We start from the raw sequence: 26,131 nt of genomic DNA, 5'->3' as shown, positions 1-26,131 counted from the left end.
CTGGCGCTTAGCAAGGGTAGAAGAAGGTGTCAGAACCTGCACGCCGCAGGGCCAAACCGGTCCTGCGGCGTGCAGACAGTCGTTGAACGATCCGGATCAGAAGCTATAGGTCCCGGTCACCACCAGGCTGCGCGGATCACCGAGACGGATCTGCCCGGCGCTGGTGGCCGAACTGTAGTAGTCCTGGTCGGTCAGGTTATTCAGTGCCGCACGCAGGTCCCAGTCCTTCTGCCGGTAGCCGGCCAGGGCATCCCAGCGGCCGTAGCCAGGCAGTACCGTGGTGTTCTGGTTATCTGCATAGCGCTGGCCGACCAGGGTCAGGCCGGTTTCGGCGTACCAGCCGCTTTCCGGCTTCCAGGTCAGGAATACACTGCCGTTGCGCTTGGCGACGTTACTGACCCGGTTGCCCGCCAGGCCATTGTTGTCCTCGACGATGGTTGCGTTCTGAATGCCGATGCCGCCGCGCACGTACCAGTTGCCAGCCAATTGCCCGGTGGCCGTCAGTTCCACGCCGCGTGAGCGCTGCATGCCGGTGAGAATGGTCAGGCTCGGGTCGTTCGGATCGGTTGTGCGGCGGTTGTAAAGCTCCAGCTCATAAATGGCCAGGGTGGTGCTCAGACGATCATTGAGCCAGTCGCTCTTGACGCCGATTTCCTTCTGCTTGGTCAACTCTGGGCTGACATCATTGGTATTGCCGGTGGCTCCGGGGGTGATACCGATCAGGCCACCGCCGACCGGTGAGAAGGTCTTGGTCCAGGAGGCATAGAACGAGTGTTCTGGCAGTGGCGTCCAGACCAGGCCGACACGCGGACTGGTGCTATGGCTGTCACGGGCTTCGCTGATACCGCGCAGGCGGTTGGTGGTGTCGACCTCGAAGCGGTCGTAGCGCAAACCGCCGAGCAGTTGCCATTGGTCGTTCAGGCGCAGTTGATCCTGTACATACAGTGCGCGGCTGTCGACCTCGGTGTAGTTGTGGCTCGACGGGCTCATCAGCCCGGTGTGCCGCTGGTTGCGGTCCGGGTTATAGGGATCGAGCGAGGGCACCGAACCGTTGGCGGCGCTGTAGAGCCTGGGATCGCGGCGCTGGTTGCCCACTTCGATGCCGGTCAGCACCCGGTGTTCCAGGCCAAAGGTGTCGAAGCTGCCTTCAAGCTCGATGTTGTTGAAGACATTGCGGGTATGCAGGTCTTGCTGGAAGCGCGCGCGGGTGACCCGGTTGGTCGCGGCGGTATAGCCGGTCAGGTAGGTGTTATCAAAATCGCTGTCGAGTTTGAAGATCCCCAGGGTCTGGCGCAGTTGCCAGCGTTCGTTGAGCTCATAACTGAGCTTTGAGCGCAGCGACTGGGCCTTGTCGTCGATGTAGTCGCGGCTGTCGCCGTAAGTGGTGTCGCGGCTGACGTCCGCCGGGCGGCCACCGATACCCGGAATGCCACGATCCGGGGTGCGGTCGAAGCGGCTGTACTCGTACTGCACCAGCCAGTTCAGCTCCGGGGTCAGTTGCCAGCTCATCGACGGGGCGAATAACTGGCGATGGCTGGAGATGTCATCACGGAAGCTGTTGCTGTCCATGTTGCCCAGGTTCAGGCGCAGGCTGATGTTCTCGCTGGGGTCGGTGCTCAGGTCGGCGTACAGGCTGCGCAGGTCATTGGTGCCGCCTTGGGCTTCGAGGGTCGAGCGGCGTCCGGCCTGCGGTGCCTTGCTGACCCGGTTGACGATACCGCCCTGGCTGCCACGTCCGTAAAGCACCGCCGCCGGGCCTTTGAGAACTTCCAGCCGCTCGGTGTTGTGCAGGTCGCGGACGTACTGGCTGTCGTCGCGGATGCCGTCCAGATAGAAGTCGTTGCTGGCATCGAAGCCGCGAATACGCAGGCCGTCAAAGCGGGTATCGGAACTGTCGCTGATGTTCGGCAGGCCGCTCAGCGCCGTGCCCAGGTCCTTGACACCATAGTCCAGCACGTTGGCGGTCTTGACCGTGTCGATGGCCTGCGGCACATAGCGGACCGGGGTTGAGGTGCGTGTCGCGGTGCTGACCTCTTTGACCCGTGGGCTGGTTTCTTCCTGTTCAGCGTTGGCGTTGATCGACAGTTCTGGCAGGGTGGTCGAGGCGGCGCTGACAAAACCTGCGCCAAGCAGGGCTGAGATGCCGATAGCCAAGGGCGAAAGGCGTGATGGGGCAGACATGGGTGATGCATCCTGAGTGTGTGTAAGCGTTATTATTTAGGATGCGAATGTTAATGCTTTGCATTTGCTATCAAGAAGGCATTCCAGCGTCGCCGTCTGCTGCGATTGTATCTTTATATTTCAAATTGACATCAAAGGGTTATCCTAGACACTTGCCAGCCTGACATCGCTGAATCGGCATCAGCGATGCGTGCTCAGGTTGTCGCGCAGGTCCAGCAATTGCTCTTGCAGCTTGACCAGTCGTTCCAGGTCCAGGCCGCTGGCCGAGAGAATGCAATTGGGGACGGCTTGTGCCTTGAGTTGCAGGGCACGGCCCTGCTCGGTCAGGTGCAGCAGGACCACGCGCTCATCGTCCTTGCTGCGGGTACGGCTGAGCAGGCCTTCGCCTTCCAGGCGCTTGAGCAAGGGGGTCAGGGAGCCGGGGTCGGTGAGTAGACGGGTGCTGATTTCTCCCACCGTCAGACCGTCACGTTCCCAGAGCACCAGCATGGCCAAGTACTGCGGATAGGTCAGGCCCAACGCCTGGAGCAGCGGTTTGTAGACCTTGGTCATCATCAATGAGGTGGAATACAGCGCAAAGCACAACTGGTTATCCAGTTTCAGCGCGTCGCAGGTCGAAGGTGTGTCAGTCATGAAAACTCCTGGTGCATTCGAAGCAGGGGCGTAATTTAGTGTTGTGATCTTTAATGCGCCAGATAATTCAGGCCGGCGCACAGTCTGAACCGGGGAAGTGGCGTGATTGATGTGGTGATGTTTGTGTTGCTCGGTGCGGCGATGGGCACGCTGGGTGGCTTGTTCGGGATTGGTGGCGGGTTGGTGGCGATCCCGGCGCTGGGCGTGTTGTTCGGCCTGGATCAGCAACTGGCTCAGGGCACGGCGCTGTTGATGGTGTTGCCCAACGTGTTGCTGGCGCTATGGCGCTATAACCAGCGCAACAGGATTCAACTGCGCCACGCGCTGATGCTGATTGTGCCCAGTTTTATTTTTGCCTGGCTGATGTCGCTGTGGGCAGTCAGCCTGGACCCGCAGAGCATGCGCCTGGGGTTTGTCGGCTTTCTGCTGATACTGATCGTTTTCAATCTGATGCAGATGATCCGCAGCACGACCCGGCTCGGGGCTGGCCTTCAGCGCGAGCGCTGGCTCTGGTTGCTGGGGGTTGGTTCAGGGATTACCGGCGGGCTGTTCGGTGTCGGTGGCGGCGTGGTGGCGACGCCGATTCTGACCAGCCTGTTCGGTGCCAGTCAGGTGGTGGCCCAAGGCTTGGCACTGGCGCTGGCCGCGCCAAGTACCGGCATCACGTTGCTGACCTACGCCTGGCACCAGCATGTTGATTGGCACATGGGCGTGCCACTGGCGGTGGGCGGCCTGGCCAGCATCAGTTGGGGCGTCAAGCTTGCGCATTCGCTGCCGGAGCGGCAGTTGCGCAAGCTGTTCTGCGTGTTCCTGATGGTTTGCGCGGTGATCCTCGCGCTCAAGGTCTGAGCGCGCGGTGGTTCAACGCTTGACCTGTTTCAGCGTATCGGCAATCAGGAACGCCAGCTCCAGCGACTGGTCGGCGTTCATCCGCGGGTCGCAATGGGTGTGATAGCGGTCTGACAAGCCATCCTCGGTGATCGGCCGTGCACCGCCAATGCATTCGGTGACGTTCTGCCCGGTCATCTCGATATGAATGCCGCCGGCATGTGTGCCTTCGGCCTGATGAACCTGGAAGAACTGCTTCACCTCACTGAGGATCTGCGCAAAGTCGCGGGTCTTGTAGCCGCTGCTGGCCTTGATGGTATTGCCATGCATCGGGTCGGAACTCCACAGCACTTTGCGGCCTTCGCGCTCGACGGCGCGGATCAGCCCCGGCAGGTGATCACCGACCTTGTCAGCGCCCATCCGCGCAATCAGGTTCAGGCGCCCTGGGTCATTGTCCGGGTTGAGGATATCGATCAAACGAATCAGATCCTCGGTGTTCATACTCGGGCCGACCTTGACCCCGATCGGGTTATGCACGCCGCGCAAGAACTCGACATGGGCGCCGTCGAGCTGTCGGGTACGGTCGCCGATCCAGAGCATGTGTGCCGAGCAGTCGTAAAAGTCCTGGGTCAGGCTGTCACGGCGCACGAAGGCCGCTTCATAGTTGAGCAGCAGCGCTTCATGTGCGGTGAAAAAACTGGTTTCGCGCAGTTGCGGGGCGCTGTCCAGGCCGCAGGCGCGCATAAAGGCCAGGGTCTCGTCGATACGGTTGGCCAGTTGGCTGTATTTTTCAGCCAGTGCCGAGTTGGCGATGAAATCCAGGTTCCATTGATGGACCTGATGCAGGTCGGCAAAGCCGCCCTGGGCGAAGGCGCGCAGCAGGTTCAGGGTGGCGGTGGACTGATGGTAGGCCTGCAACAGGCGGTCCGGGTCCGGCACACGGCTCCGGCTGTCGAAGCCGATGCCGTTGACGATGTCGCCGCGGTAGGCCGGCAGGGTCACGCCATCGATGGTTTCATCATTGGCCGAGCGCGGCTTGGCGAACTGGCCAGCCATGCGCCCGACCTTGACCACCGGGCAGCCCGAGGCAAAGGTCATGACAATTGCCATCTGCAGCAAGACCTTGAAGGTATCGCGAATCTTCGCAGCGGAGAATTCTGCGAAGCTCTCGGCGCAATCACCGCCCTGCAGCAGGAAGGCGCGCCCCTCGGTCACTTCGGCAAACTGGCGGCGCAACTCGCGTGCCTCACCGGCGAACACCAGTGGCGGAAAACCGGCCAGGGTCTGCTCGACGCGCTGCACATGAGCGGCATCGGGGTACAGGGGTTGTTGCTGGATCGGCAAGGCCCGCCAGCTGTCCGGGCTCCACGGTTGGTTCATTGTCGGCTCATGTCAGGGCAAGTCGGGAGCCGCATGTTAGGGGCTGTTGCCGTTTCATCACAACCGCGTCGAGGTCTGTTTGTCGGCCGGCATAGGCTTCACTCTGTTGGAATGCGTGTGACAACACAGCCACGGCCGTACGGTTTGCGCCCCAAATCGCGCCAGCTCGGGCGGCGCTCCGCTCTTCGAAAGGCTTGAAAAGGCAGCGACCATTTCCTGCGTCCTTCGCCTCGCCTGACACGGTTTGGCGCTGAAACGCGGTCTGTGCTGAAACGGCAACAGACCCTGGCAGCTTGATGGGGTCTACCGAATGCCGGGCGACGACAGCCAGCAGATCAATGTTGTGACAAGGCCCGGCATTTGGTCGACAATTCGCATTTTGCGCTCAGCACTGCATGAGCCAGCCGCCAGGAGAGGTCATGACCGACGAGCGTGAAGAACGAATCCTGGCCGAGGTCCACGATGACTTCGGCATGATCCGTGTACTGGAAGTCGAAGATTATCGGTTTCTCGAATTTGGCGATGCGATCGAACAGAGTTGCACCTTCACCGCCGACCCGGCCTGGCTGGAGTACGATTACACCCGTGCCATGCTGATCGGTGCGCTGTGCCATGAGGCGCCGGAAAGCGCGTTGTTCCTGGGCCTCGGTGCCGGCACCCTGACCCAGGCGTGCCTGAAATTCCTGCCGCTGGAAGACGTCGAGGCCATCGAGTTGCGCCCTGAAGTGCCGCGTCTGGCCATGGAGTACATGGGGCTTGAAGATGATCCGCGGCTCTATATCCGGGTCGGCGATGCCTTGCAGTTGCTGGAAACCGCTGAGCCTGCCGACCTGATCTTCGTCGACCTGTACACCGATGTCGGCCCGGGTGCCGGGCATCTGGCCTGGAGTTTTCTGGAGAACTGCCAGAAACGTCTGACCCCCGGCGGCTGGCTGGTCATCAACCAGTGGGCGAACGATGACGGCAGGCCGCTGGGCGCGGCGCTGTTGCGCGGGCTTTATCATCGGCATTACTGGGAACTGCCGGTCAAGGAAGGCAATGTCATTCTGATTGTGCCGGCGGACCTTGAACAGGTGCTTGAAGTCGATGCCCTGATGGCCCGTGCAGAGGCTCTGGCGCCACGCTTGGGCTACTCGTTACAGACGCTGATCAAGGACATTCGCCCGGCTTCATGACACGCGGCGGCGGGCAGATTGTCGCAGTAGACAGACGGCGCGGGCAGGGCCATTGTCAGCGAACATGAATCGATTTAGCCGGGATGTACCGATATACGCTGCTCGGCGCCTGCATCACCCGCGAAAACGGCGGCGCCGCGCTGCATGAAACGTGTGTCAAATGGCCAATTTTTCATAAAAAAACCCTCACTTAACCTGGCAATTCCGGTATAGTGCGCGCCGGCCTTTCACCGGGCCGTCGTTCAGAGGGATGCATTAGCCGGAGCCTGCTTCGGTGGCTGGTTCGCAAGCCGGACTATCCTGAACGATCCATTCATCAATTGTTTTCGCAAATCCCCGCCACAAAGCAGCCAGGGTGACTCTTGAGTCGTACACGGCACGCGCAGCTTTGCAGCATGGGTCTTTGCGGATGCACCAGAGGCAGACCCATGACCCAGGAAAACGGCGGCTTCGCCGCTCTCGATCTTCATCCGAATATTGTTGCTGCTGTTATCGCTACAGGCTACGAAGAGCCTTCGGCCATTCAGCAACAATCGATCCCTATCATTCTTGCCGGTCACGACATGATTGGCCAGGCGCAGACCGGTACCGGCAAGACCGCCGCGTTCGCCCTGCCGATCCTCAATCGTATCGATCCGAGCAAGCGTGAGCCCCAGGCCCTGATCCTGGCGCCCACCCGCGAGCTGGCCCTGCAAGTGGCCACTGCGTTCGAAACCTACGCCAAACAGATGCCGGCCGTGAACGTCGTCGCTGTCTACGGCGGTGCACCGATGGGCCCGCAGCTCAAGGCTATCCGCAACGGCGCGCAAATCATCGTCGCCACCCCGGGCCGTCTGTGTGACCACCTGCGTCGTGACGAGAAAGTCCTGACCACCGTGAACCACCTGGTTCTGGACGAAGCTGACGAAATGCTCAAGCTGGGCTTCATGGATGACCTCGAAGTGATCTTCGATGCCATGCCGGAAACCCGTCAGACCGTACTGTTCTCGGCGACCCTGCCGCCGTCGATCCGTGCGATCGCCGAGCGTCACCTGCGTAACCCGCAGCACGTCAAGATCCAGACCAAGACCCAGACCGTCACCAAGATCGAGCAGGCTCACCTGCTGGTTCACGCTGACCAGAAGACCAACGCGGTCCTGAGCCTGCTGGAAGTCGAAGACTTCGACGCCCTGATCATGTTCGTGCGCACCAAGCAGGCCACTCTGGACCTGGCTGGCGCCCTGGAAGCCAAAGGCTACAAGGCTGCTGCACTGAACGGTGACATCGCCCAGAACCAGCGTGAGCGCGTCATCGACTCGCTCAAGGATGGCCGTCTGGACATCGTGGTCGCGACCGACGTCGCCGCCCGTGGTCTGGACGTACCGCGCATCACTCACGTATTCAACGTCGACATGCCGTACGACCCTGAGTCTTACGTGCACCGTATTGGCCGTACCGGCCGTGCCGGTCGCGAAGGCCGTGCATTGCTGCTGGTCACCCCGCGTGAGCGCCGTATGCTGCAGGTCATCGAGCGTGTAACAGGCCAGAAGGTTGCTGAAGTCCGCCTGCCGGACGCCCAGACTATCCTCAGCGCCCGCATCAAGAAACTGACCAACAGCCTGACGCCGCTGGTGGCTGATGCTGAAGCCAGCCATGGCGAGCTGCTGGACCGCCTGACTGCCGATATCGGTTGCACCCCGCGTGCCCTGGCTGCCGCGCTGCTGCGCAAGGCCACCTTGGGTCAGGCACTGACCCTGGCCGATATCGAGCGTGAGCGTCCGCTGGTTCCAAACAATGCCCCACGTGCTGATCGCGGTGAGCGCGCCGAGCGTGGTGACCGTCCAGAGCGAGAACGTCGTGCACCGCTGCCACTGGGTGAAGGCCGTGCGCGTTGCCGTACTGCTCTGGGTGCCCGTGACGGCATCGCTGCCAAGAACCTGCTGGGTGCGATCCTTAACGAAGGTGGTCTGGCGCGTGACGCCATCGGCCGTATCCAGATCCGTGACAGCTTCAGCCTGGTTGAACTGCCCGAAGAAGGTCTGGAGCGTCTGCTGGCCAAGCTCAAGGACACCCGCGTAGCCGGTAAGCAGCTCAAACTGCGCCGCTATCGCGAAGATTGATCTGAGCGAATAAAAAACTCCCCGACTGGTTCGGGGATTTTTTTTGCCTGCACGACAGCCAGGCATTTTTTGGCTTGGCTTGGCGGTACAGGCAACCGCGGTAAACAATCTTGCACCGACCGAAAAACCTTCGCGACCAAGGTCGCTCCCACAGAGGTCTGTGGCGGCGAAAACTCAGGTGTAACGCCTCATCCAAACCTATAGATATCCATCCCCAGCGCCCCCAGGGTAAACCCCTGATGGGCGATGCTGAACGCACCTCCCGCGCCACGGGCGAAATACAGCGGCAACAGATGCTCATCACTCGGATGATTACGCACCGCATGGGGTGCCAGGCGACGGTAATCATGCAACGCCGCTTCGTCGTCGCTGCCCAGCCTGTCGATCATCCAGTCACGAAACGCCAATGCCCAATCAGTGGCCCGCTCGGGACCGGCCTGCCAGTCCAGTTCGCGCAGGTTGTGGGTAATGCTGCCGGAGCCGATGAGCAGAATGCCCTGGTCACGCAGCGGTGCCAGCGCCTTGCCAATTCGGGTCTGCAACTGCGGGCCGTGCTGGCTGGGCAGCGACACCGGGACCACCGCAATGTCTGCCTGCGGATACATCAGGCTCAGCGGCACCCACACCCCATGGTCAAACGGGCGGCTTTGGTTCAGCTTGACCGGCAGGCCGTCGGCGCTCAGTAGCGCCGCAACCTGGGCCGAAACCTCAGGAGCGCCAGAGGCTGGATATTGCACCGCGAACAGTTCGGCGGGAAAGCCACCGAAGTCGTGCCAGGTGTCAGGCTGTGGATTGACGTTGACCTCCAGTTGCGGGCTTTCCCAATGCGCCGAGACAATCACGATCGCCCGTGGGCGCGGCAGGTTCGCAGCGATGCGCGCCAGGGCCGGGCCGCTGGCACCCGGTTCCAGGGCAAGCATGGGAGAACCGTGAGAAATGAACAGGCTGGGAAACATGGACGGCTACCGGATGGGAGTGAGCCTTCATCTTCAGGCACAATACCTATCCAGTTCCAATATAAGTTTTTCGGGCTTTTAATCGAATTTTCGGGAGGATCAATGGAGCCGGACTTCTGGCACGAGCGCTGGGCCAACAGCCAGATTGGCTTCCATCAGGCTGCCCCCAGCCCCTACCTGGCGCGCTATTGGCCCGGCTTGCCGCTGGCGCCCGGCGCACGGGTGCTGGTGCCGCTGTGTGGCAAGAGCCTGGACATGGCCTGGCTGGTCGAGCAGGGCCATTACGTGGTGGGCGTCGAACTGTCGGCCAAAGCGGTGCAGGACTACTTCAGCGAGCGTCAGGTGAAACAGCAGATTACCCGGCGCGGTGCGTTTGAGGTGTACAGCGGGGCAGGTTGTGAGTTGTGGTGCGGGGATATCTTCAATCTCGACCCTGAGCTACTCGGGCCGGTGCAGGGGCTGTATGACCGCGCCGCGATGATTGCCTTGCCGGTACCGATGCGCAAGCGCTATGTCGAGCTGCTGGATCGCTTGCTGCCAGCGTCCTGCGCTGGGCTGCTGGTCACGCTCGACTACGAGCAGGAGCAACTGCCGGGCCCGCCTTTTGCGGTGTCGCCCGAGGAGGTCGGGTCGTTGTCGCAATGGCGCTGGCAAGCCACCCTGCTTGAGCAAGTCGATGAGCTGCCCAACAGCATCAAGGCGCGCAAGGCCGGTGCAACGCGGCTTCAGGAGCAGGTCTATCAGCTGGAGCGCTGACCCCATAAAAAAGGGCGACCCCAGGGTCGCCCTTTGCGTAGCGGCCTGTCATCAGCCGCGACGGCGCAGTGCCTCGATCCGTACTTCCAGCGGCGGGTGGCTCATGAACAGGCCTGCCAGGCCGTGCTTGAGGCCGCCATTGATGCCAAACGCGCTGAGAGTGGCCGGCATTTGGACCGGCACACCTTGCTCGGCCTGGAGGCGTTGCAGGGCGCCGATCATGGCCTGGGTGCCGGCCAGTTGCGCGCCGGCTTCGTCGGCGCGGTATTCACGTTTGCGCGAGAACCACATGACGATGGCGCTGGCCAGAAAGCCCAGTACCAGCTCGGCAAAGATGGTCGTCACGTAGAACGCAATGCCCTGGCCGCTCTCGTTCTTGAAGATCACTTTGTCGACGAAGTTGCCGATGATCCGTGCGAAGAACATCACGAAGGTGTTCACCACACCCTGCACCAGCGCCAGGGTGACCATGTCACCGTTGGCCACGTGGCCGATTTCATGGGCCAGCACGGCCTTCACTTCGTCGGGCGAAAAGCGCTCAAGCAACCCCTGGCTGACGGCGACCAGCGCGTCGTTACGGTTCCAGCCGGTGGCGAAAGCGTTGGCCTCGTAGGCCGGGAAAATCCCGACTTCCGGAGTCTTGATCCCGGCCTCGCGGGCCAGTTGCTCGACGGTTTGCAGCAGCCATTGTTCATGGCGAGTGCGCGGCTGGGTAATGATCTGGGTGCCGGTACTCATCTTTGCTGACCATTTGGAAATCAGCAAAGAGAACAACGAGCCGGCAAAACCGAACACGGCGCAGAACAGCAAGAGCTGATTGAGGTTCAGATCAACCCCGTTGGCCGCCATGATCCCGTTGAAGCCAAACAGGCTCAAGGTGATGCTGGCAATCAGCACCACCGCCAGGTTGGTGGCCAGGAACAGCAGAATGCGCATCATGGTCGAAAGGTTCTCCTCGGATAAATTGCAGCGTAATGCCGGGTATATAAGGCGATGCCAGTCGCTATTCAACAGGGGGACTATTTCAAACTGTGTCGCCTCGTCCTGCCTGAGAATAAAACCTTCGGGCTGAACAGTGGCTGAGCGTGACCCGATAGTGGACATCGGGTCAGCGGGGGAAATTCCCGACCCTGCCAGGGTGGCAGGATCGGCGGCAGCCATTTACTGGCGATAATTCTTGAGGAAGTTGCCGATCCGCCCGATCGCCTGTTCCAGGTCATCGACCCGCGGCAGGGTCACTACGCGGAAGTGATCCGGCCATGGCCAGTTGAACGCGGTGCCCTGAACGATCAGCAGCTTTTCCGAGAGCAGCAGGTCAAGCGCGAACTTTTCATCGTTGAGAATCGGGCAGACCTTCGGGTCGATGCGCGGGAACGCGTAGAGCGCACCCATCGGTTTGACGCAGCTGACGCCCGGGATGTCGTTGAGCAGCTCCCAGGTACGGTTACGCTGCTCCAGCAGCCGGCCAGGTGGCAGCACCAGGTCGTTGATGCTCTGGTAGCCGCCCAGCGCGGTCTGGATCGCATGCTGGCTCGGTACGTTGGCACACAGGCGCATGTTGGCCAGGATGTCGATGCCTTCGATGTAACTCTGGGCGGCATGCTTCGGACCGGAGATGGCCAGCCAGCCGGAGCGGAAACCTGCCACGCGATACGACTTGGACAGGCCGTTGAAGGTCAGGCACAGCACGTCCGGGGCCAGCGAGGCGGTGCTGATGTGCACGGCTTCGTCATAGAGGATCTTGTCGTAGATCTCGTCGGAAAACACCACCAGGTTGTGCTGGCGGGCCAGCTCAAGCATGCCTGACAGCACTTCTTTGGGGTAGACCGCACCGGTCGGGTTGTTAGGGTTGATGATCACCATGGCTTTGGTGTTCGGGGTGATCTTGGCCTTGATGTCGGCCAGATCCGGCCACCAGTTGGCCTGCTCGTCGCACAGATAGTGCACCGGGTTGCCACCGGCCAGGCTCACGGCGGCGGTCCATAGCGGGTAGTCCGGCGCCGGGATCAGCACTTCGTCGCCATTGTTGAGCAGCGCCTGCATCGACATCACGATCAGCTCGGACACGCCGTTGCCCAGGTAGATGTCTTCGATACCGACACCTTCGACCTGCTTCTGCTGGTAGTACTGCATGACCGCTTTACGGGCGCTGAACAGGCCCTTGGAGTCACTGTAGCCCTGGGCAGTCGGCAGGTTGCGGATCACGTCCTGAAGAATTTCGTCCGGGGCTTCGAAACCGAATGGCGCCGGGTTGCCGATGTTCAGCTTGAGGATGCGATGGCCTTCCTCTTCCAGACGCTTGGCGTGCTTGAGCACCGGCCCGCGAATGTCGTAGCAGACGTTGGCGAGCTTGTTCGATTTGCTGAACTGCATGTTGATGATCCCGAAGATGGACGTGCGGCAACGATGTGCGGCGCAATGGCCGTGAAAATGGGTTTGTCTGGTCTTGAAGCGGGTGACAGACTGATGACTGATGAGGCGCAATCATACGTGCCACCCGACCCGTGGAAAAGACACAGATCGGGGTTTTTCCGAACCGGAGGTGTATCAGTGGACAAGTTGCAAAAGACCCTCAAAGAGTGGGAAGAGATGCTCGATCCGCTGCAGTATCAGGTGTGCCGGCTCAAGGCTACCGAGCGGCCGTTTACCGGCAAATACAACAGCACTAAAACGGCGGGCATCTATCATTGTGTGTGCTGCGGGCTGGCGCTGTTCGATTCGGCGACCAAGTTCGACTCCGGCTGCGGCTGGCCCAGCTTTTATCAGACCCTGGACGACAGTGCGGTACTTGAAGTGCGCGATGTCAGCCACGGCATGATTCGTACCGAGGTGGTCTGCGCTCAATGTGATGCGCATCTGGGCCACGTGTTTCCGGATGGCCCGCCGCCCACCGGGCTGCGCTATTGCATCAACTCGGTGTGCCTTGACCTGGTGCCGAGCGCCTGACGGCGTCAACCAATCTGCCATTGAATACAAAGGGACATAAGCATGAGCCAGGACCTGCTGAACATTGCCTGCACCACACTCAGTGGCGAGCGCAAGACCTTGGGCGACTATGCCGGCAAAGCCTTGCTGGTGGTCAATACCGCCAGTCAGTGTGGCTTCACGCCGCAGTACAAGGGACTGGAGCAACTCTGGCAGAGCTACCGCGAGCGCGGCCTGGTGGTGCTTGGTTTTCCGTGTAATCAGTTCGGCAAGCAGGAGCCGGGCAGCGATCAGGAGATCGCCGGCTTCTGCGAGTTGAACTATGGGGTCAGTTTCCCGCTGTTCAGCAAAATCGACGTCAATGGCCACAATGCCCATCCATTGTTCGTCCAGCTCAAGCAGCGCGCACCTGGCTTGCTGGGCAGCAAGCAGATCAAATGGAATTTCACCAAGTTCCTGATCAGTGGCAATGGCCAGCAGGTCAAGCGTTTCTCGCCGCTGACCAAGCCCGAGGCACTGCACGACGAGATCGAAGCGCTGCTGCGCTGAGCCTCACAGGGCGATGGGCGGCAGGCCCTGAGTGGCGGGCAGCCATTGATCCAGCACACTGAGCAGGTCGGCGCGGCGAAACGGTTTGGCCAGGTAATCGTTCATTCCGGCTGCCCGGCAGCGTTCACGCTCTTCGGGCATCGCGTTGGCGGTCAGCGCGACGATGGGCAGGTCCGGCCAGCGTCCGCTGCGGCGAATCTGCTGGCTGGCTTCGTAGCCGTCCATGACTGGCATATTGCAGTCCATCAACACCAGATCAAAGCTGCCGGACTCCAGCTGTTCCAGCGCCTCGCCACCGTGGCTGCTGATGATCACTTCGCAGCCCAGCTTATTGAGCATGCCCTTGGCCACCATCTGGTTGACCGGGTTGTCCTCGACCAACAGGATGCGTGCCTTGTGCGGCAGGCTGGGTTTTTTTTCGGTGTGCTCGGCGCTGTCACTGGACTCTTGGCGCAGGGTGCGGCGCAAGGTCTGGTACAAGGCGTTGCGAGCCAGCGGGCGGGCCTGTTGCTGCAGCGGCGCCAACGCGGTGACCTGCTCGCCAGGCATGAAGTTGCCGTAGGCCGTCACCAGCAGAATCGGGATCGATGTAATGCGGCGGATATCGAACAGGCATTCCGGGCAGTCGGTGACCAGCAGGTCCGGTTGCTGAGGTGCCTCCAGCAAGGTGCTGGCCTCGTCGATGCTGCGGCGCTCCAGGGTGACGCCCCAGGCGGGCAGCAGGCTGCCGAGTAATTCCACCAGGCCGCTGCCGGCCATGCTGATGACGGTGACATGACCGCTGAGCCGGTTCTGCATGATCGCAGACAGGTGCACCGGCAGCGGCAGGTCTGCGCAGAAACGACTGCCAAACCCGGGTTGCGATTCGATGCTCAGTTCGCCGCCCATGGCTTCACACAGATTGTGAGTCAGCGCCAGGCCCAGCCCGGTGCCGCCAAACTGGCGGGTAATGGCGGCTTCGGCCTGGGTAAAGGGCTGAATGATTCGCGCCTGGGCTTCCCGGGCGATACCGATACCGGTGTCGCGTACCTCGATACGCACCCGGTAATCAAGGCTCTGCGGCTGCTGGTAATGAGTCAGGCGCACGTCAACCCGGCCAAAGCGGGTGAACTTCAGGGCGTTGGACAGCAGGTTACTGACAATTTGCCGGACCCGGGTCGGGTCGCCGATGATCAGTGAGGGAAAGTCCGGCGCGATCAGGCAGGTCAGTTCAACGCTGGGCGCGCTGTTCTGCGAGAGCAGGGTGGCGGTGTCCTCGATCAGGTTGCACAGGTCGAACGGAATGCGCTCGAACTCCAGATGACCCGAATTGAATTTGGACATGTCCAGAATATCGTTGAGCAGTTCGACCAATACTTTGCCCGAGTCGTGGGCAACCATCAGTTGTTGGCGCTGTTCGGCGCTCAGCGGGCCGTCGAGCGATAGCGCCAGCATGCCCAGCAGGCCATTTAGCGGGGTACGGATTTCATGGCTCATATGCGCCAGGAACGCCGAGCGGGCCTGGGCCATGTCCAGCGCGGTACTGCGTGCCTGTTGCAGTTCTTCGTTGGACTGGCTCAGGCGCAGGTTGCTCGACTTCAATTCTGTGGTGCGCGCCGCAACGATGTTTTCCAGTTCGTCCAAATGCGTGGTAAGGCGATTTTCTGCTTCGCGGCGCTGGGCGAACTCACTGGCGACGGTCTCGATCTGGCGGTTGACGGTTTCGACCAGGATGCCGATTTCATCGCGTTCATGGCCGGGCGGGCAGACCAGCTTCTGCTGCTCACGGCGGCGAGGGTCATGGTGGGTCAGATCGCGAATCAGGGCGACCAGCGGCTTGGTCAGGGCCAGGTAAGAAAAGGCGCAGAGAATGGCGGCCAGGAGCAGGCTGCGGGCGAAGCTGTTGAGCAGGGTGATTTCAGTACGGTGCAGGAACGGGCTGCCGAACGCAAAGGTGTCCACGGTCAGGCTCAGGGTGCCGATAGGTTCATTCGGCATGTTATCGAGGCTCAGGTTGCGCTCGAACTGGCGGGTTTCGCCAAACAGGAAGTCGCTGATCAACCGGTAGCGGCCATTGCTGAGATTGCGCTCGACACTGGCCAATACCATATTGTTGTTATCGGTCAGGCGTGCGCTGACCACTGCCGATGATTGCAACAGCCCGAGTGTAAGTTCCTGGGCCAGCTCGGAATCGATGTTGTAGGCAATGCGTGACGCCGGATTGTGGCTGATTTCCAGCAGGGCATGAATTTCATGATCGATAGCCGCATCTTCGCTGGCATAATCGAGACCGATTTGTAACAGGCTCAGCAGCGTCCCCAGCACGAACCCGACCACCACGGCCAGGCGGGCCTGCTTGAACGACAACCTGTTGGTAAACGCTATATCCATTACCTACTGCCACTTCCGTTCTGACGTGCGCAGCTAGCATAGCTGATTGGTGCGGTGGATTAATCGGATAAACCCAAGGAGATAGAGTGGATTCCCGGCTGAATGCTTTTCTTGAACGCGCCGAAGCCGTGCTCACGCGGCTCGAGCCCCTGTTACCGGCTGTCCGCGAGCCGCTCGACTGGTCTTGCTCACTGGCCGCGCGCTGGGTGCGTGAAGGCCGCAGCGGGTATTTGATGCCGCTGCAGGTCAGTCTCGACATGCGCCTCTCTGACCTGATCGGGGTCGATCAACAACGTGACCAGTTGGGCCGCAACACCCGCCAGTTCATTGATGGTCTGCCGGCCAACCACGCATTGCTCTGGGGTTCGCGTGGCACCGGCAAGTCGTCGCTGGTGCGGGCGTTGCTGGCCGAATACGCTGACGCCGGATTGCGGCTGATCGAACTGGAGCGCGATCATCTGGCTGACCTGCCGCGGGTGGTTGAACAATTGCAGAAGTTGCCCCAGCGCTTCGTGCTGTTTTGCGACGACCTGTCCTTCGAGTCGGGGGAGGGCGACTACCGGGTGCTCAAGAGCGTGCTGGATGGTTCGCTGGAGCAGGCGCCGGATAATGTTCTGCTGTATGCAACCTCCAACCGCCGCCATCTGGTGCCGGAAAAGGAAAGCGACAACGTCAACTGGAAGCATGTCGATGGCGAACTGCACCCCAGTGAGGCGGTGGAGGACAAAATCGCGTTGTCAGACCGCTTTGGTCTATGGCTGTCGTTCTATCCTTTCACCCAGCCGCATTATCTGAATGTGGTCGAGCACTGGATCGGCCAGTTGGCCGGGCAGGCCGGTTTGCAGTGGCAGCGCGACGAGGCGCTGGATATTCTCGCGGTCCGCTGGGCCACCGGTCGTGGCAACCGTAACGGCCGGTGCGCCTATCAGTTCGCCCGCTACTGGGTGGGTCTGCAATTGCTGGAGCAACAACCATGATCGATCTGAGTGATGCTGGCAGCGGCCTGCAAGGCTATGAGCTACTGGCAGCGCAACTGCAGGCGCTGTTGTCCGGGGAGCGAGACTTCATTGCCAATGCGGCGCAGTTTTCTGCCTTCTTGTATAGCCAGCTCGAAGACCTGAACTGGGCGGGTTTTTACCTTAATAAAGATGACGAGCTGGTGCTGGGGCCATTCCAGGGCCAGGTGGCCTGTGTGCGTATCGCCTTTGGCCGTGGGGTCTGTGGTGCTGCGGCACAAAGCCGACAGACCCAACGGGTCGAAGACGTGCATGCGTTTCCCGGTCATATCGCTTGCGACAGCGCCTCGAATAGCGAACTGGTCGTGCCGTTGATCAAGGACGGGCGATTGATTGGCGTGCTGGACCTGGACAGTCCGAAGCTCAAGCGGTTTGGCGAGGTGGATCAGGCGGGGATCGAGCGGCTGGCGGAGATATTTTTGCAGGCCAGTGACTGTTGAACCGTCGGGCCGGTGCGCAGCGCAACTGCGCACCGGCCAGTGATCAATCGTAGATAACCTTCTTCTTCCATTCGGTCTGTTCTGCGTCGGCCTTCAAGCCTTCGGTCAGGGCGTTTTCGTCGTTCTCGGTCGGTGCGGTATTGGTCAGTACGATGGAGTTGACGCGCGCCAGGTTCTTTTCCATGGCCGCCAGTTGCGCCTGATACGTCACCGGGTCTGGCTGGTTGCGCAGGTATTGTACGCCGCGCTCGAACGCCAGACGCGCCTGGCCTGGTTGTTCCTGGTTCATCGCTTCCTGCCCCAGGGTGTTGAAAAACTCGATGTGCAACAGGACCAGGATGGTACGGATCTCGCGAATCCAGTGCTTGGCTTCGCTGGTGTGCAGAAACCCGTCATGAGCGGCACGGGTGACCTGGCCGTGCAGGGCTTCCAGCAGAAAACGCACGTCCTTGGCCTTGGCCTCGGTCTGGATCGGCGTCGCCGGGTTGGTGACCGGGATCGACTCACCCTTGCCGACCAGCTCTTTTAGCTCTTCTACGCGGTACTTGAGCTGGGCATTGTTCTTTTCCATGCTCAGCATGCGCTGCACTACATTGAGTTCAAGGCGCGTCAGCAGCAACTTGAGGGCAGGCGACATGAGTTGCCCGGGAAAGGTTTCGCTGATTTCAGTGCAACGCCGCAGTCGGTCGCTGAGTTCGACCTTGGTGCGGGCACTATCAAGCTTTTTGTTCTCAGCCACGTGGTTCAGGTAGCCGATTGCTATAAGCAGTGCGATACCGACCAGTATGAGCACCGTGATCATGAGTGGTGTCACTGTGCAAACCTCTATTAGTCCAGGTGTGATGATGCGAGTGTAGTGGCTAAGCACTACTGCGCATAGATGTTCTTATCTGCCGCGGCAAGCAAATCTTGATCGCCAGCCATGACAATCCGACCTCCGGCAAAAGCCCAGGTTTATACCGAAGTAATTGATTTCAATAAATTTTCATACGGGGGTTGACGACCTCGCAATCCATCAATAGAATGCGCGCCACTTACAGCGTAAAGCATACAGCGTAGCGCGGTAAGCAGTGAAGTAGTAGCGTGTCCCCTTCGTCTAGTGGCCTAGGACACCGCCCTTTCACGGCGGTAACAGGGGTTCGAGTCCCCTAGGGGACGCCAATTTGCGGGAATAGCTCAGTTGGTAGAGCACGACCTTGCCAAGGTCGGGGTCGCGAGTTCGAGTCTCGTTTCCCGCTCCAGTTTCAAGCAGCTTTGCTTTGGCAAAGTTGGTGAAAACCAGAATGACCATTTGTCAGTCTGGGTACTGAAATGTAGCAATATGTTTCAGGTAGTGTCCCCTTCGTCTAGTGGCCTAGGACACCGCCCTTTCACGGCGGTAACAGGGGTTCGAGTCCCCTAGGGGACGCCAAATTTGCGGGAATAGCTCAGTTGGTAGAGCACGACCTTGCCAAGGTCGGGGTCGCGAGTTCGAGTCTCGTTTCCCGCTCCAGTTTTGGCGTTCGAAGTCTTGTGACTTCAATGCGAGAAGCCTCGCGGCAGTCGAGGCTTTTTTATGAGTCGGTTTTGGCTCATGAGTGTTCGGTAAATCGTTGTTGCTGACGATTTCCAATATGCGGGAATAGCTCAGTTGGTAGAGCACGACCTTGCCAAGGTCGGGGTCGCGAGTTCGAGTCTCGTTTCCCGCTCCAGTTTTGGCATCCGAAGCCTTGAGCTTCAATGCATAAAAGCCTCGATTGAATCGAGGCTTTTTTTTTGCAAAAAATAATCGCGACTTCTGACGAACCCTCTTTTTATTCAAATTACCAAGCTGGCGCGAAAAGCCCCTTCCTTCAGGTGGGGGATGAAAGCGCCACCGCGAAGCGGTCATAGGGGTTAATATCCATAAAACCGCCCCTATTCTGTGTTTCATGACTGAAATGAAAGCGACCAGAACCCTCAAGATTCGAGTGCGAGATAAGCATGCAGCGCAGTTGCGTGAAGCTTCTCGTGCTGTGAATTTTGTGTGGAACTACGTAAACGAGTTGAGCAGTCGCTCGATTCGTGAGCGTGGTCGTTTTCTGTCGGCGTTCGACATTCACAAGTACACCAACGGGGCCGGCAAGGACCTGGGGCTGCACAGCCAATCGGTGCAGGCTGTTGCCGACGAATATGTCACACGGCGCAAGCAGTTCAAAAAGCGCCAGCTACGCTGGCGCTGCTCGGGCGGCGCTCGGCGCAGCTTGGGCTGGGTGCCCCTCAAGGCCGGTGCTGCTGTCTGGAAAAACGGCCAGGTCGTCTTCAACAGACAGCACTTCAAGGTCTGGGACAGCTACGGCCTGGCGGGCTTTAAATTCAGATCCGGTAGCTTCAACGAGGACAGCCGTGGACGCTGGTATTTCAACGTCGTGGTCGAGGTCGACCGGCAGTTATCGCCAGGCCAGAACGCGGTGGGTATCGACCTCGGACTGAAAACCACGGCCACCTGCAGCGACGGTGATCGCCTTGAAAGCGGCAGGTTCTACCGGGATCTGGAGAGCGCCCTGGGCACGGCCCAGCGCGCCGGCAAGAAGGCCCGTGTGCGGGCGATTCACGCCAAGGTTGCGAACCGCCGCAAGGACGCCCTGCATAAGTTCAGCAACGCGCTGGTAGCGCGTTGTGGCGTCATTGTGGTGGGCGATGTGAGCTCACTGAAACTCGCGAAAACCAGGATGGCCAAGTCGGTGCTGGACGCCGGCTGGGGTCAATTGAAAACCATGCTGGAATACAAATGCGATCACGCAGGCACGGTTTTCAAGGTTGTTAGCGAAAGAGACACCACCCAAACCTGTTCGAGCTGCAAGCAATTGCCGGACTCGAGGCCGAGAGGTATCGCAGGGCTTGGAATAAGGGAATGGACTTGTTGTGGGTGTGGTGCCACCCACGACCGCGACGTCAACGCCGCAAAGAACATTCTCGCGCTCGGGCATGAGCGTCCAGTTGTGGGAATCCCCGCCCTTTAAGACGGGGAGGATGTCAACGACTCGTTAGAAGTGCGCCTTTAGCAGCAAGCTGATCGCGCTCTGGTCAGTCGCGAACACCTGGCTGTCTTTGATTCCGTACTTGTCGCTCCAGGAGTCGTATTCGACACCCACATAGAACTTCTTGCCGAACCCGAGTCCCTTGGCCAGGTCGTATTTGATCTGCGGGTTGAAGTGCAGGTTGGCGTGGTAGCTCTTGTCGTTGTCGACCACCCAGTCCATGAAACCGTCGAGGACCAGCTCGGAGTTACCCACCGGGACGGTATAGCTCCACACCGGCGTGATCTGCCAGACGCCGCTGCCGTCACGCTTGCCGTCGCGTTCGCGGTAGTAGGTGTTTAACTGGAAGTAATCGAAGCCGGGAATGTTCAGGTCCACCGCAGGGCCGAGCAAATAGTTTTTAGCGCCATCTTCGCCAAACTCATAGGTGGCCGCCAGCAGCACATCCTTGATCGGCCCGAACGACAGGTGGGTTCCGGTGATCTTGCCCAGCGACAGGCGCGGGCTGATTTCACCGTAAAAGGTGTGACCGTCACTGGCCGCGTTAGTGGCTTTGCCGTTGTACTTGGTGACGTCGACAAACAGGAACAGGTCGCCGAAATTCCAGCCGCTGGCATGCTCAAAGGTCAGGGTCTGCTGCTTGGTCGGGTCGACTTTGAAATCAATACCGTTCAGATAAGTCAGGCTATTGTCCTGCCACTGTAAAAGATCACCGGCCATGCTTTGACCGGCCACAAGGAGACCGCCTGCCAACATCAGGGAAGTAGCGCTGTAGTTCATTAAGTGTGCTCCGGAACTTCGGGATCAGGGTTCTAAGTTGTTGTGTGTCGCGCGGCAGTTCCAATGCAATCATCGCGGCACGCACCGCGGCGCGCAGTGCGCCGACGGTCGTGACCGTGTATGCAAGTTTTTTGTTATGGGCTGCAGTGAAATTTTTAAACGTTAATAAGTACCAAGGCATGACGCCTCAGCGTCGTTGTTCGCGTATATAGGGCTCGCCCAGGGCGCCAGGCTGGCTGGCCTGTTCAGCGCTGCTGATAGCGACCCAGATCATCACCAGCAGGGTGACTGCATAAGGGGTCATCAGCAGAAAGTACTGCGGCAACTGCACGCCGGCAGCGGCCAGTTGTGGAATCAGGGCTTCGATGGCACCGAACAGCAACGCGCCGGCCAGGGCACGCCAAGGCGACCAGCGCGCAAAGATCACCAGTGACACGGCAATCCAGCCACGTCCGCCGGTCATGTCGGCAATCCACATCTTGGTGCTCAGTACCGCGATATAAGCACCGGCCAGGCCGATCAGTGCCGCCCCCGCGACAATCGCCGCCAGCCGATAGGTCAGCACTGGAATGCCGGCTGCATCGGCAGCCTGTGGGTTTTCGCCAACAGCGCGCAGACGCAGGCCGGTCTGAGTACGCTGCAGAAACCACACCACGGCGATGAAAATCAGCACAGTCAGATACACCAGCGGGTTTTGCACGAAGACCTTGCCCACCATCGGCAACTCGGAAAGTGGCCACAGTTCAACGCTGTGCAGGCCGCTGACCGGTCGGTTGGTCCAGCCCAGTACGGTGCCTGTCAGTCCGGTCAGGCCTTGGCAGAAGAACACCAGCGCAAGACCTGCGATGACCTGATTGATCCGCAGCACCAGCACCATTACGGCGAACAGTAACGAGACGACACTGGCGGCCAGCATCGCGACCAGCAGTGACAGGCCGGCCAGGCCCAGGCCCAGTTGCATGCCGATACCGGCCAGGGCGCCGACCAGCATTAACCCTTCGGCGCCCAGTGCCAGCACGCCGGCGCGTTCTGTGAGGATCAAACCCAGCGCCGCCAGGGCGAAAGGCACCGCGAAATCCGGCGCGTTGCCGAGCCAGTGAGTCAACAGTTCCATCAGCAGTCTCCAGCCTGAATACGCCGCAAGCGATGGCGAATGAAAAAGTCCGAGCACGCCACGCAGATCACCAGAATCGCCTGAATCAACTGCACCATCGAAAAGGGGATCTGGTAGAACACCTGCAAGTTGCGCCCGGCGACGAACAGCAGGGCAATCAACAGCGCCACCACGGTGGCCGCCACGGGGTTGTTACGTGCCAGAAAGGCGATTAGCACACCCGAGAAGCCGTAGCCCTGATAGAACGACTGGGTCAGCCGACCTTCCTGGCCTGCCGTGACCACCCATCCGGCGATGCCGGCCAGGGCGCCAGACAGCAGTACGGTGGCGATGATCATCTTGCGCACCGGTACACCAACCGCTGCGGCCACCCGCGGATTGGCATCGACGAAGCGCAGGTACAGACCGGCGCGGGAGATGCCGATGAACCACAGGGTGAAGGCGGTGATGACCAGTGCCATGAGAATGGCCACGTTATAGCCGGCGATAAAGTCGGGGAGGCGCTCGAAACTCTGCAGGGGCGGTGAGTAGGGAAAGTTGTCACGCGGGTCTTTCCAACTGCCGTACACCAGATGCAGCAGGAAGTTGGCCGCGATGTAGTTGAGCATCAGTGTCGAGATGATCTCATTGACCTTCAGGTGCAGCTTCAGCAGCACCGGGCCCAGGGTCCAGAGCATCGCGCACAGCATGGCTGCGAGCATCATCAGCGGCAGACGCAGGACCTGCGGGCCGATGTCGAACAGTGAAATCGCCGTGGCGCCAATCGCGCCCCAGATCATCTGGCCTTCCAGGCCAAGGTTCCAGAACCGTGCGCGAAAGGCCATGCAGCCGGCCAGGCCGACCATGATCATCGGCGCCGCCTGGAACAACACGGCACGCAGGTTCTGGGCATCGAGCAGGGTCTGCACAACAAACTCGTTGAGCAGTTCCCCCGCTGGAACACCGGCACTGATCAGGATCAACGCGCAGATGGTCAGACCCAGTAGCAGCGCCAGGCCGATCACCAGCGCTTGCTGGTGCCAGGTCATCTGCTGGCGGGTTTCCAGAGCATAGCGTCGGTCGAACAGCGGCTGACGTGGGCGTGCGGTGGATTGAGGCAGCGTGGTATCAGTCATGGCTCACCATTGCTTTACCGATGGCCTGGCGGTCGGCGGGGTGTGCGAACTCGGCGACAATGCGCCCGCCGTTCATCACGCCAATTCGGTCGGCCAGCGTCAGGACTTCATCGAGGTCTTCACTTATTACCAGTACGGCGGCGCCAGCATCACGGGCGGCACGCAAGCGGCCATGCACGGCTTGGGTGGCACGCACATCCAGGCCACGGCTGGGGCTGTGCACCACCACCAGTTGCGGGTCGCGGCTGAACTCGCGGGCAATCACCAGCTTCTGCGCGTTGCCGCCGGAGAGCAGGGCAGCACCCTGGTCCAGGCTGCGCACGCCTTGCACATCGAACCCGCTCACCGCTGCTTGCGCATCGCTGCGCATACGCTTGCCGAGCAGACGCAGGAACGAGCCGTAGCGCCCAGCATGAACCTGACCGATGGCAAAGTTCTCGACCACGCTCAATGAACCCGCCAAGGCGGCGCCGTAGCGGTCAGCCGGAATACAGGCGATGCGCAGGGTGCGGCGCTGCTCGGCGCTGGCACCGCGCAGATCACCGAAACCCTCCAGGTGAATCTCGCCTTCGGTCGGCTGGGGCAGGCCCATCAGGGCATTTGCCAGCTCGCTCTGACCGTTGCCGCCCACCCCGGCAATGCCGTAGATCTGCCCGGCGCGCAGGCTCATGTTCACCCCCGCCAGCGGCCCGCTACCGGGCGGGCTGCGCAGGTCACGCACATGCACCCGCACCGGCCCGGCTGGTGGACCTGCCTGATAACCGGCCTGGCTGGCCTCACCCACGGTCAGGCGCACCAGCTCTTCGATGCTGACGCTCCGGGGATCGAGGGTCTGAATGGTTTTGCCGCCGCGCATCACCGTCACCCGATCAGCAAAGCGCTTCACATCGGTCATCTTGTGGGTCACCAGCACCACGGCGGCGCCTTGTCGGGCGAACGCTTGCACGGTCGTGAGCAGTCGTTCGGCTTCCACATCAGTGAGCACGGCGGTGGGTTCATCGAGAATCAGAATGCGCGCGCCGGCGAGCAGCACCTTGAGAATTTCCACGCGCTGCTGTTCGGCCACCGACAGTTGTTCCACCGGCTGGCGTGGGTCGAGCACAAAGCCCAGATCGGCCGCCTTGGCGCTGATCTGCTCTTCCAGCCGTTTCAGGCGCTTGCCATAGTGGCCCTGTTGCGGCTCGGCGGGCAGGCCGAGCAGGATGTTCTGCGCCACCGTGAATGGCTTCACCAGCTTGAAGTGCTGATGGACCATGCCGATCCGGTAGCGGCTGGCATCCTTTGGACCGCTGAGCCGCACCAGGTTGTCATCCACCAGCAGGCTGCCGGTTTCCGGCGCATACAGGCCGGCGGCAATGTTCATCAATGATGATTTGCCAGCGCCATTCTCCCCCAGCAATGCGTGGACCTCGCCCCATGCGGCGCTGAAGTGCGCGTCACTCAAGGCCTGGAAACCGTCGAAAGACTTGTTGATGCCGGTCAGTTGTAGCGCGTTGACCTGTCTCATTGCTGAGTCTTCACGCCGTTGACGAACCAGTCCATTTTCCACAGCTCGGCGTCAGGCATGACTTTGCCGGCGGCGATGCGCTCTTTGCCGTCACGATCACTCAGCGGGCCGCTGTAGAGGACTTTGGTCCCGGCGAGCAACTCGGCGCGGGCGGCCTCGATCTTCGCCCGATCAGTAGCAGAAATGATCGGGGCGTCGGTCAGACTGATATCAGTGCCACCTTGCTGCATCGACAGCAGTGCACCGTTGGCCGAGGGCTGCCAGTTACCGGCCATGACTTTTTTCAGTTCCGGCGCCAGGAAGCGCTCCCAGACCCACATCGACGAGCAGACAGTTGCTTTTGGCGCAAACTCACTGAGGTCACGATGATAGCCGGTGCCGTGCACACCACGCTCCTGGGCGACCAACTGCGGCGTCGGGCTGTCGACGTGTTGCCCGATGACGTCTGCACCGTTGTCGATCAGCGCCATGGTCGCGGCGCGCTCCTTGACCGGATCGTTCCAGGCGCCGGTATAGACCACATTGACGGTAGCTTGCGGGTTGATCTGCTGGGCACCCAACTCGAAGGCGTTGACCGTCCAGTTCACCTGGCCGAAGGGGTTGGCGGCGACAAAGCCCAGCTTGCCGGACTTGGACGCTGCTGCGGCAGCCATACCGCACAGGTATTGGCTTTCATAGGTGCGCCCATAGAACGATTCAAGGTTGGCTGCGTTGGTCGTGCCTGAGCCATTGAGGAAGGCGACGTCAGGGTATTTGCGGGCCAGTTCCAGAAAGGTATCGGAGTAGCCGAAGGCTGTGCCGACAATGATGTTGGCGCCCCGGGCGATCAGCCGGTCAACGACCGGAGTGATGGCCGCAGCATTTTCAGGCACGCTCTCGACGAACTGAATCTTCTGGTCGAGTTCTTTTTCCAGTTTTTGCCGGGCCTCATCGAAGGCTTGCGTCCAGCCGCCGTCGTTACGCGGGCTGATATACACCATGGCGATCTTCGCCGGTGCCTTGAGCGTTAGCCCCTCGGCCTGTGCCAGCCCGATGGCGCTGGCAAACAGAACGGCCGCACACACAGTACTCTGCAAAACATTCCTGAACATAAGTCGTTTTCCTGCTGATAGGCGAATGATTAACAGCACAAGGCTGAGCCGGCGGGCCCTCTGGCTCAGCGCGGTATGGCCAACAGCAGCTTCCGTGCCATTAAGAATAAGTCTTTTATTAACAGTAGGTTACAAATCGAATGCGATGAAAACGGATCATATGGTCTGATTTAGAGCACTTAGTTTGTGCGTGGCGCACGAGAAGCGGGCGACACAA

At 60.4% G+C, this 26,131-nt stretch carries 22 protein-coding genes and 5 tRNA genes; 14 read left to right on the top strand and 13 right to left on the bottom strand.

All coding sequences use genetic code 11. The features are described from left to right. Positions 1–96: 96 nt before the first annotated feature. A complete protein-coding gene (locus tag PSCI_RS01670; protein WP_045481972.1) occupies positions 97–2,181 on the bottom strand; it encodes a TonB-dependent receptor in 2,085 nt (694 codons plus the stop codon). Positions 2,182–2,361: 180 nt separating this feature from the next. Then, on the bottom strand, positions 2,362–2,814 hold the full coding sequence (locus PSCI_RS01665; protein WP_045481970.1) for a MarR family winged helix-turn-helix transcriptional regulator: 453 nt from the start codon (positions 2,812–2,814) through the stop codon (positions 2,362–2,364). A 102-nt stretch (positions 2,815–2,916) separates the two neighbouring features. On the opposite strand from PSCI_RS01665, the gene PSCI_RS01660 reads away from it, so the two are divergent. Next, positions 2,917–3,663, top strand: coding sequence for a sulfite exporter TauE/SafE family protein (locus tag PSCI_RS01660; RefSeq protein WP_045481967.1), 747 nt, complete (start codon positions 2,917–2,919; stop codon positions 3,661–3,663). 12 nt (positions 3,664–3,675) lie between these two features. Here PSCI_RS01660 and PSCI_RS01655 read toward each other — a convergent pair whose 3' ends face one another. Further along, on the bottom strand, positions 3,676–5,022 hold the full coding sequence (locus PSCI_RS01655) for a class II 3-deoxy-7-phosphoheptulonate synthase (RefSeq protein WP_045481964.1): 1,347 nt from the start codon (positions 5,020–5,022) through the stop codon (positions 3,676–3,678). Between the two features lie 419 nt (positions 5,023–5,441). On the opposite strand from PSCI_RS01655, the gene PSCI_RS01650 reads away from it, so the two are divergent. Together PSCI_RS01650 and PSCI_RS01645 are read left to right on the top strand one after the other, a co-directional pair. After that, positions 5,442–6,197 (top strand): spermidine synthase, encoded by a 756-nt coding sequence (locus PSCI_RS01650; RefSeq protein ID WP_045481961.1) that lies wholly within the window; start codon positions 5,442–5,444, stop codon positions 6,195–6,197. Positions 6,198–6,592: 395 nt separating this feature from the next. Beyond that, positions 6,593–8,296, top strand: a complete 1,704-nt coding sequence (locus PSCI_RS01645) for a DEAD/DEAH box helicase (protein WP_173426679.1) — start codon at positions 6,593–6,595, stop codon at positions 8,294–8,296. A 188-nt stretch (positions 8,297–8,484) separates the two neighbouring features. On the opposite strand, the gene PSCI_RS01640 is transcribed toward PSCI_RS01645, so the two are convergent. Next, on the bottom strand, positions 8,485–9,252 hold the full coding sequence (locus PSCI_RS01640) for a DODA-type extradiol aromatic ring-opening family dioxygenase (protein ID WP_045481955.1): 768 nt from the start codon (positions 9,250–9,252) through the stop codon (positions 8,485–8,487). Between the two features lie 102 nt (positions 9,253–9,354). On the opposite strand from PSCI_RS01640, the gene PSCI_RS01635 reads away from it, so the two are divergent. Beyond that, the gene (locus PSCI_RS01635) at positions 9,355–10,008 is read left to right on the top strand and encodes a thiopurine S-methyltransferase (RefSeq protein WP_045481952.1); all 654 of its coding nucleotides are present in this window, start codon (positions 9,355–9,357) and stop codon (positions 10,006–10,008) included. 51 nt (positions 10,009–10,059) lie between these two features. Here PSCI_RS01635 and htpX read toward each other — a convergent pair whose 3' ends face one another. Then, entirely contained in the window at positions 10,060–10,947 is an 888-nt protein-coding gene (htpX, locus tag PSCI_RS01630) for a protease HtpX (protein WP_045481949.1), read from the bottom strand. Positions 10,948–11,169: 222 nt separating this feature from the next. Further along, entirely contained in the window at positions 11,170–12,381 is a 1,212-nt protein-coding gene (locus PSCI_RS01625; RefSeq protein WP_045481946.1) for a pyridoxal phosphate-dependent aminotransferase, read from the bottom strand. Positions 12,382–12,558: 177 nt separating this feature from the next. On the opposite strand from PSCI_RS01625, the gene msrB reads away from it, so the two are divergent. After that, complete coding sequence (gene msrB, locus PSCI_RS01620; protein WP_045481942.1) at positions 12,559–12,954, top strand: peptide-methionine (R)-S-oxide reductase MsrB; 396 nt, start codon at positions 12,559–12,561, stop codon at positions 12,952–12,954. Positions 12,955–12,996: 42 nt separating this feature from the next. After that, on the top strand, positions 12,997–13,482 hold the full coding sequence (locus tag PSCI_RS01615; protein ID WP_045481939.1) for a glutathione peroxidase: 486 nt from the start codon (positions 12,997–12,999) through the stop codon (positions 13,480–13,482). 3 nt (positions 13,483–13,485) lie between these two features. On the opposite strand, the gene PSCI_RS01610 is transcribed toward PSCI_RS01615, so the two are convergent. Continuing rightward, on the bottom strand, positions 13,486–15,852 hold the full coding sequence (locus PSCI_RS01610) for a hybrid sensor histidine kinase/response regulator (RefSeq protein WP_045481936.1): 2,367 nt from the start codon (positions 15,850–15,852) through the stop codon (positions 13,486–13,488). Positions 15,853–15,938: 86 nt separating this feature from the next. Here PSCI_RS01610 and PSCI_RS01605 point away from each other — a divergent pair, with 86 nt between their 5' ends. Together PSCI_RS01605 and PSCI_RS01600 are read left to right on the top strand one after the other, a co-directional pair. After that, on the top strand, positions 15,939–16,829 hold the full coding sequence (locus tag PSCI_RS01605; RefSeq protein WP_045481932.1) for an ATP-binding protein: 891 nt from the start codon (positions 15,939–15,941) through the stop codon (positions 16,827–16,829). Beyond that, on the top strand, positions 16,826–17,308 hold the full coding sequence (locus tag PSCI_RS01600) for a GAF domain-containing protein (protein ID WP_045481929.1): 483 nt from the start codon (positions 16,826–16,828) through the stop codon (positions 17,306–17,308). Before PSCI_RS01605 ends, PSCI_RS01600 begins: the two co-directional genes overlap by 4 nt. A 43-nt stretch (positions 17,309–17,351) precedes the next feature. On the opposite strand, the gene PSCI_RS01595 is transcribed toward PSCI_RS01600, so the two are convergent. Continuing rightward, positions 17,352–18,122: a hypothetical protein gene (locus PSCI_RS01595; protein WP_045481926.1), complete on the bottom strand. Its 771-nt coding sequence runs from the start codon at positions 18,120–18,122 to the stop codon at positions 17,352–17,354. Positions 18,123–18,393: 271 nt separating this feature from the next. On the opposite strand from PSCI_RS01595, the gene PSCI_RS01590 reads away from it, so the two are divergent. From PSCI_RS01590 to PSCI_RS01565, 6 genes are all read left to right on the top strand, one after another. Further along, positions 18,394–18,469, top strand: a tRNA-Glu gene (locus PSCI_RS01590). Between the two features lie 4 nt (positions 18,470–18,473). Further along, a tRNA-Gly gene (locus PSCI_RS01585) sits at positions 18,474–18,549 on the top strand. 94 nt (positions 18,550–18,643) lie between these two features. Further along, positions 18,644–18,719: transfer RNA gene (locus PSCI_RS01580), tRNA-Glu, on the top strand. Between the two features lie 5 nt (positions 18,720–18,724). Continuing rightward, positions 18,725–18,800, top strand: a tRNA-Gly gene (locus PSCI_RS01575). Positions 18,801–18,923: 123 nt separating this feature from the next. After that, positions 18,924–18,999 (top strand) — tRNA-Gly (locus PSCI_RS01570). A 228-nt stretch (positions 19,000–19,227) separates the two neighbouring features. After that, entirely contained in the window at positions 19,228–20,289 is a 1,062-nt protein-coding gene (locus tag PSCI_RS01565; protein WP_045481923.1) for an RNA-guided endonuclease InsQ/TnpB family protein, read from the top strand. A gap of 24 nt (positions 20,290–20,313) precedes the next feature. Here PSCI_RS01565 and PSCI_RS01560 read toward each other — a convergent pair whose 3' ends face one another. The 5 genes from PSCI_RS01560 to PSCI_RS01540 form a co-directional block, all read right to left on the bottom strand. After that, entirely contained in the window at positions 20,314–21,087 is a 774-nt protein-coding gene (locus tag PSCI_RS01560) for an outer membrane protein OmpK (RefSeq protein WP_045481921.1), read from the bottom strand. A gap of 187 nt (positions 21,088–21,274) precedes the next feature. Further along, positions 21,275–22,201 (bottom strand): ABC transporter permease, encoded by a 927-nt coding sequence (locus PSCI_RS01555; protein ID WP_045481918.1) that lies wholly within the window; start codon positions 22,199–22,201, stop codon positions 21,275–21,277. Beyond that, the gene (locus PSCI_RS01550) at positions 22,201–23,316 is read right to left on the bottom strand and encodes an ABC transporter permease (RefSeq protein WP_045481915.1); all 1,116 of its coding nucleotides are present in this window, start codon (positions 23,314–23,316) and stop codon (positions 22,201–22,203) included. Before PSCI_RS01550 ends, PSCI_RS01555 begins: the two co-directional genes overlap by 1 nt. Beyond that, positions 23,309–24,823, bottom strand: a complete 1,515-nt coding sequence (locus tag PSCI_RS01545; RefSeq protein WP_045481912.1) for an ABC transporter ATP-binding protein — start codon at positions 24,821–24,823, stop codon at positions 23,309–23,311. The genes PSCI_RS01550 and PSCI_RS01545 overlap by 8 nt, the downstream gene beginning before the upstream one ends. Beyond that, positions 24,820–25,914, bottom strand: a complete 1,095-nt coding sequence (locus PSCI_RS01540) for a BMP family ABC transporter substrate-binding protein (protein ID WP_045481909.1) — start codon at positions 25,912–25,914, stop codon at positions 24,820–24,822. Before PSCI_RS01540 ends, PSCI_RS01545 begins: the two co-directional genes overlap by 4 nt. Between the last annotated feature and the right edge of the window lie 217 nt (positions 25,915–26,131).

The organism is Pseudomonas sp. StFLB209 (assembly GCF_000829415.1).
Lineage (GTDB): Bacteria > Pseudomonadota > Gammaproteobacteria > Pseudomonadales > Pseudomonadaceae > Aquipseudomonas.
The sequence above is the reverse complement of the archived record's forward strand: the minus strand, read 5'-3'. Positions and strand labels throughout refer to the sequence as shown.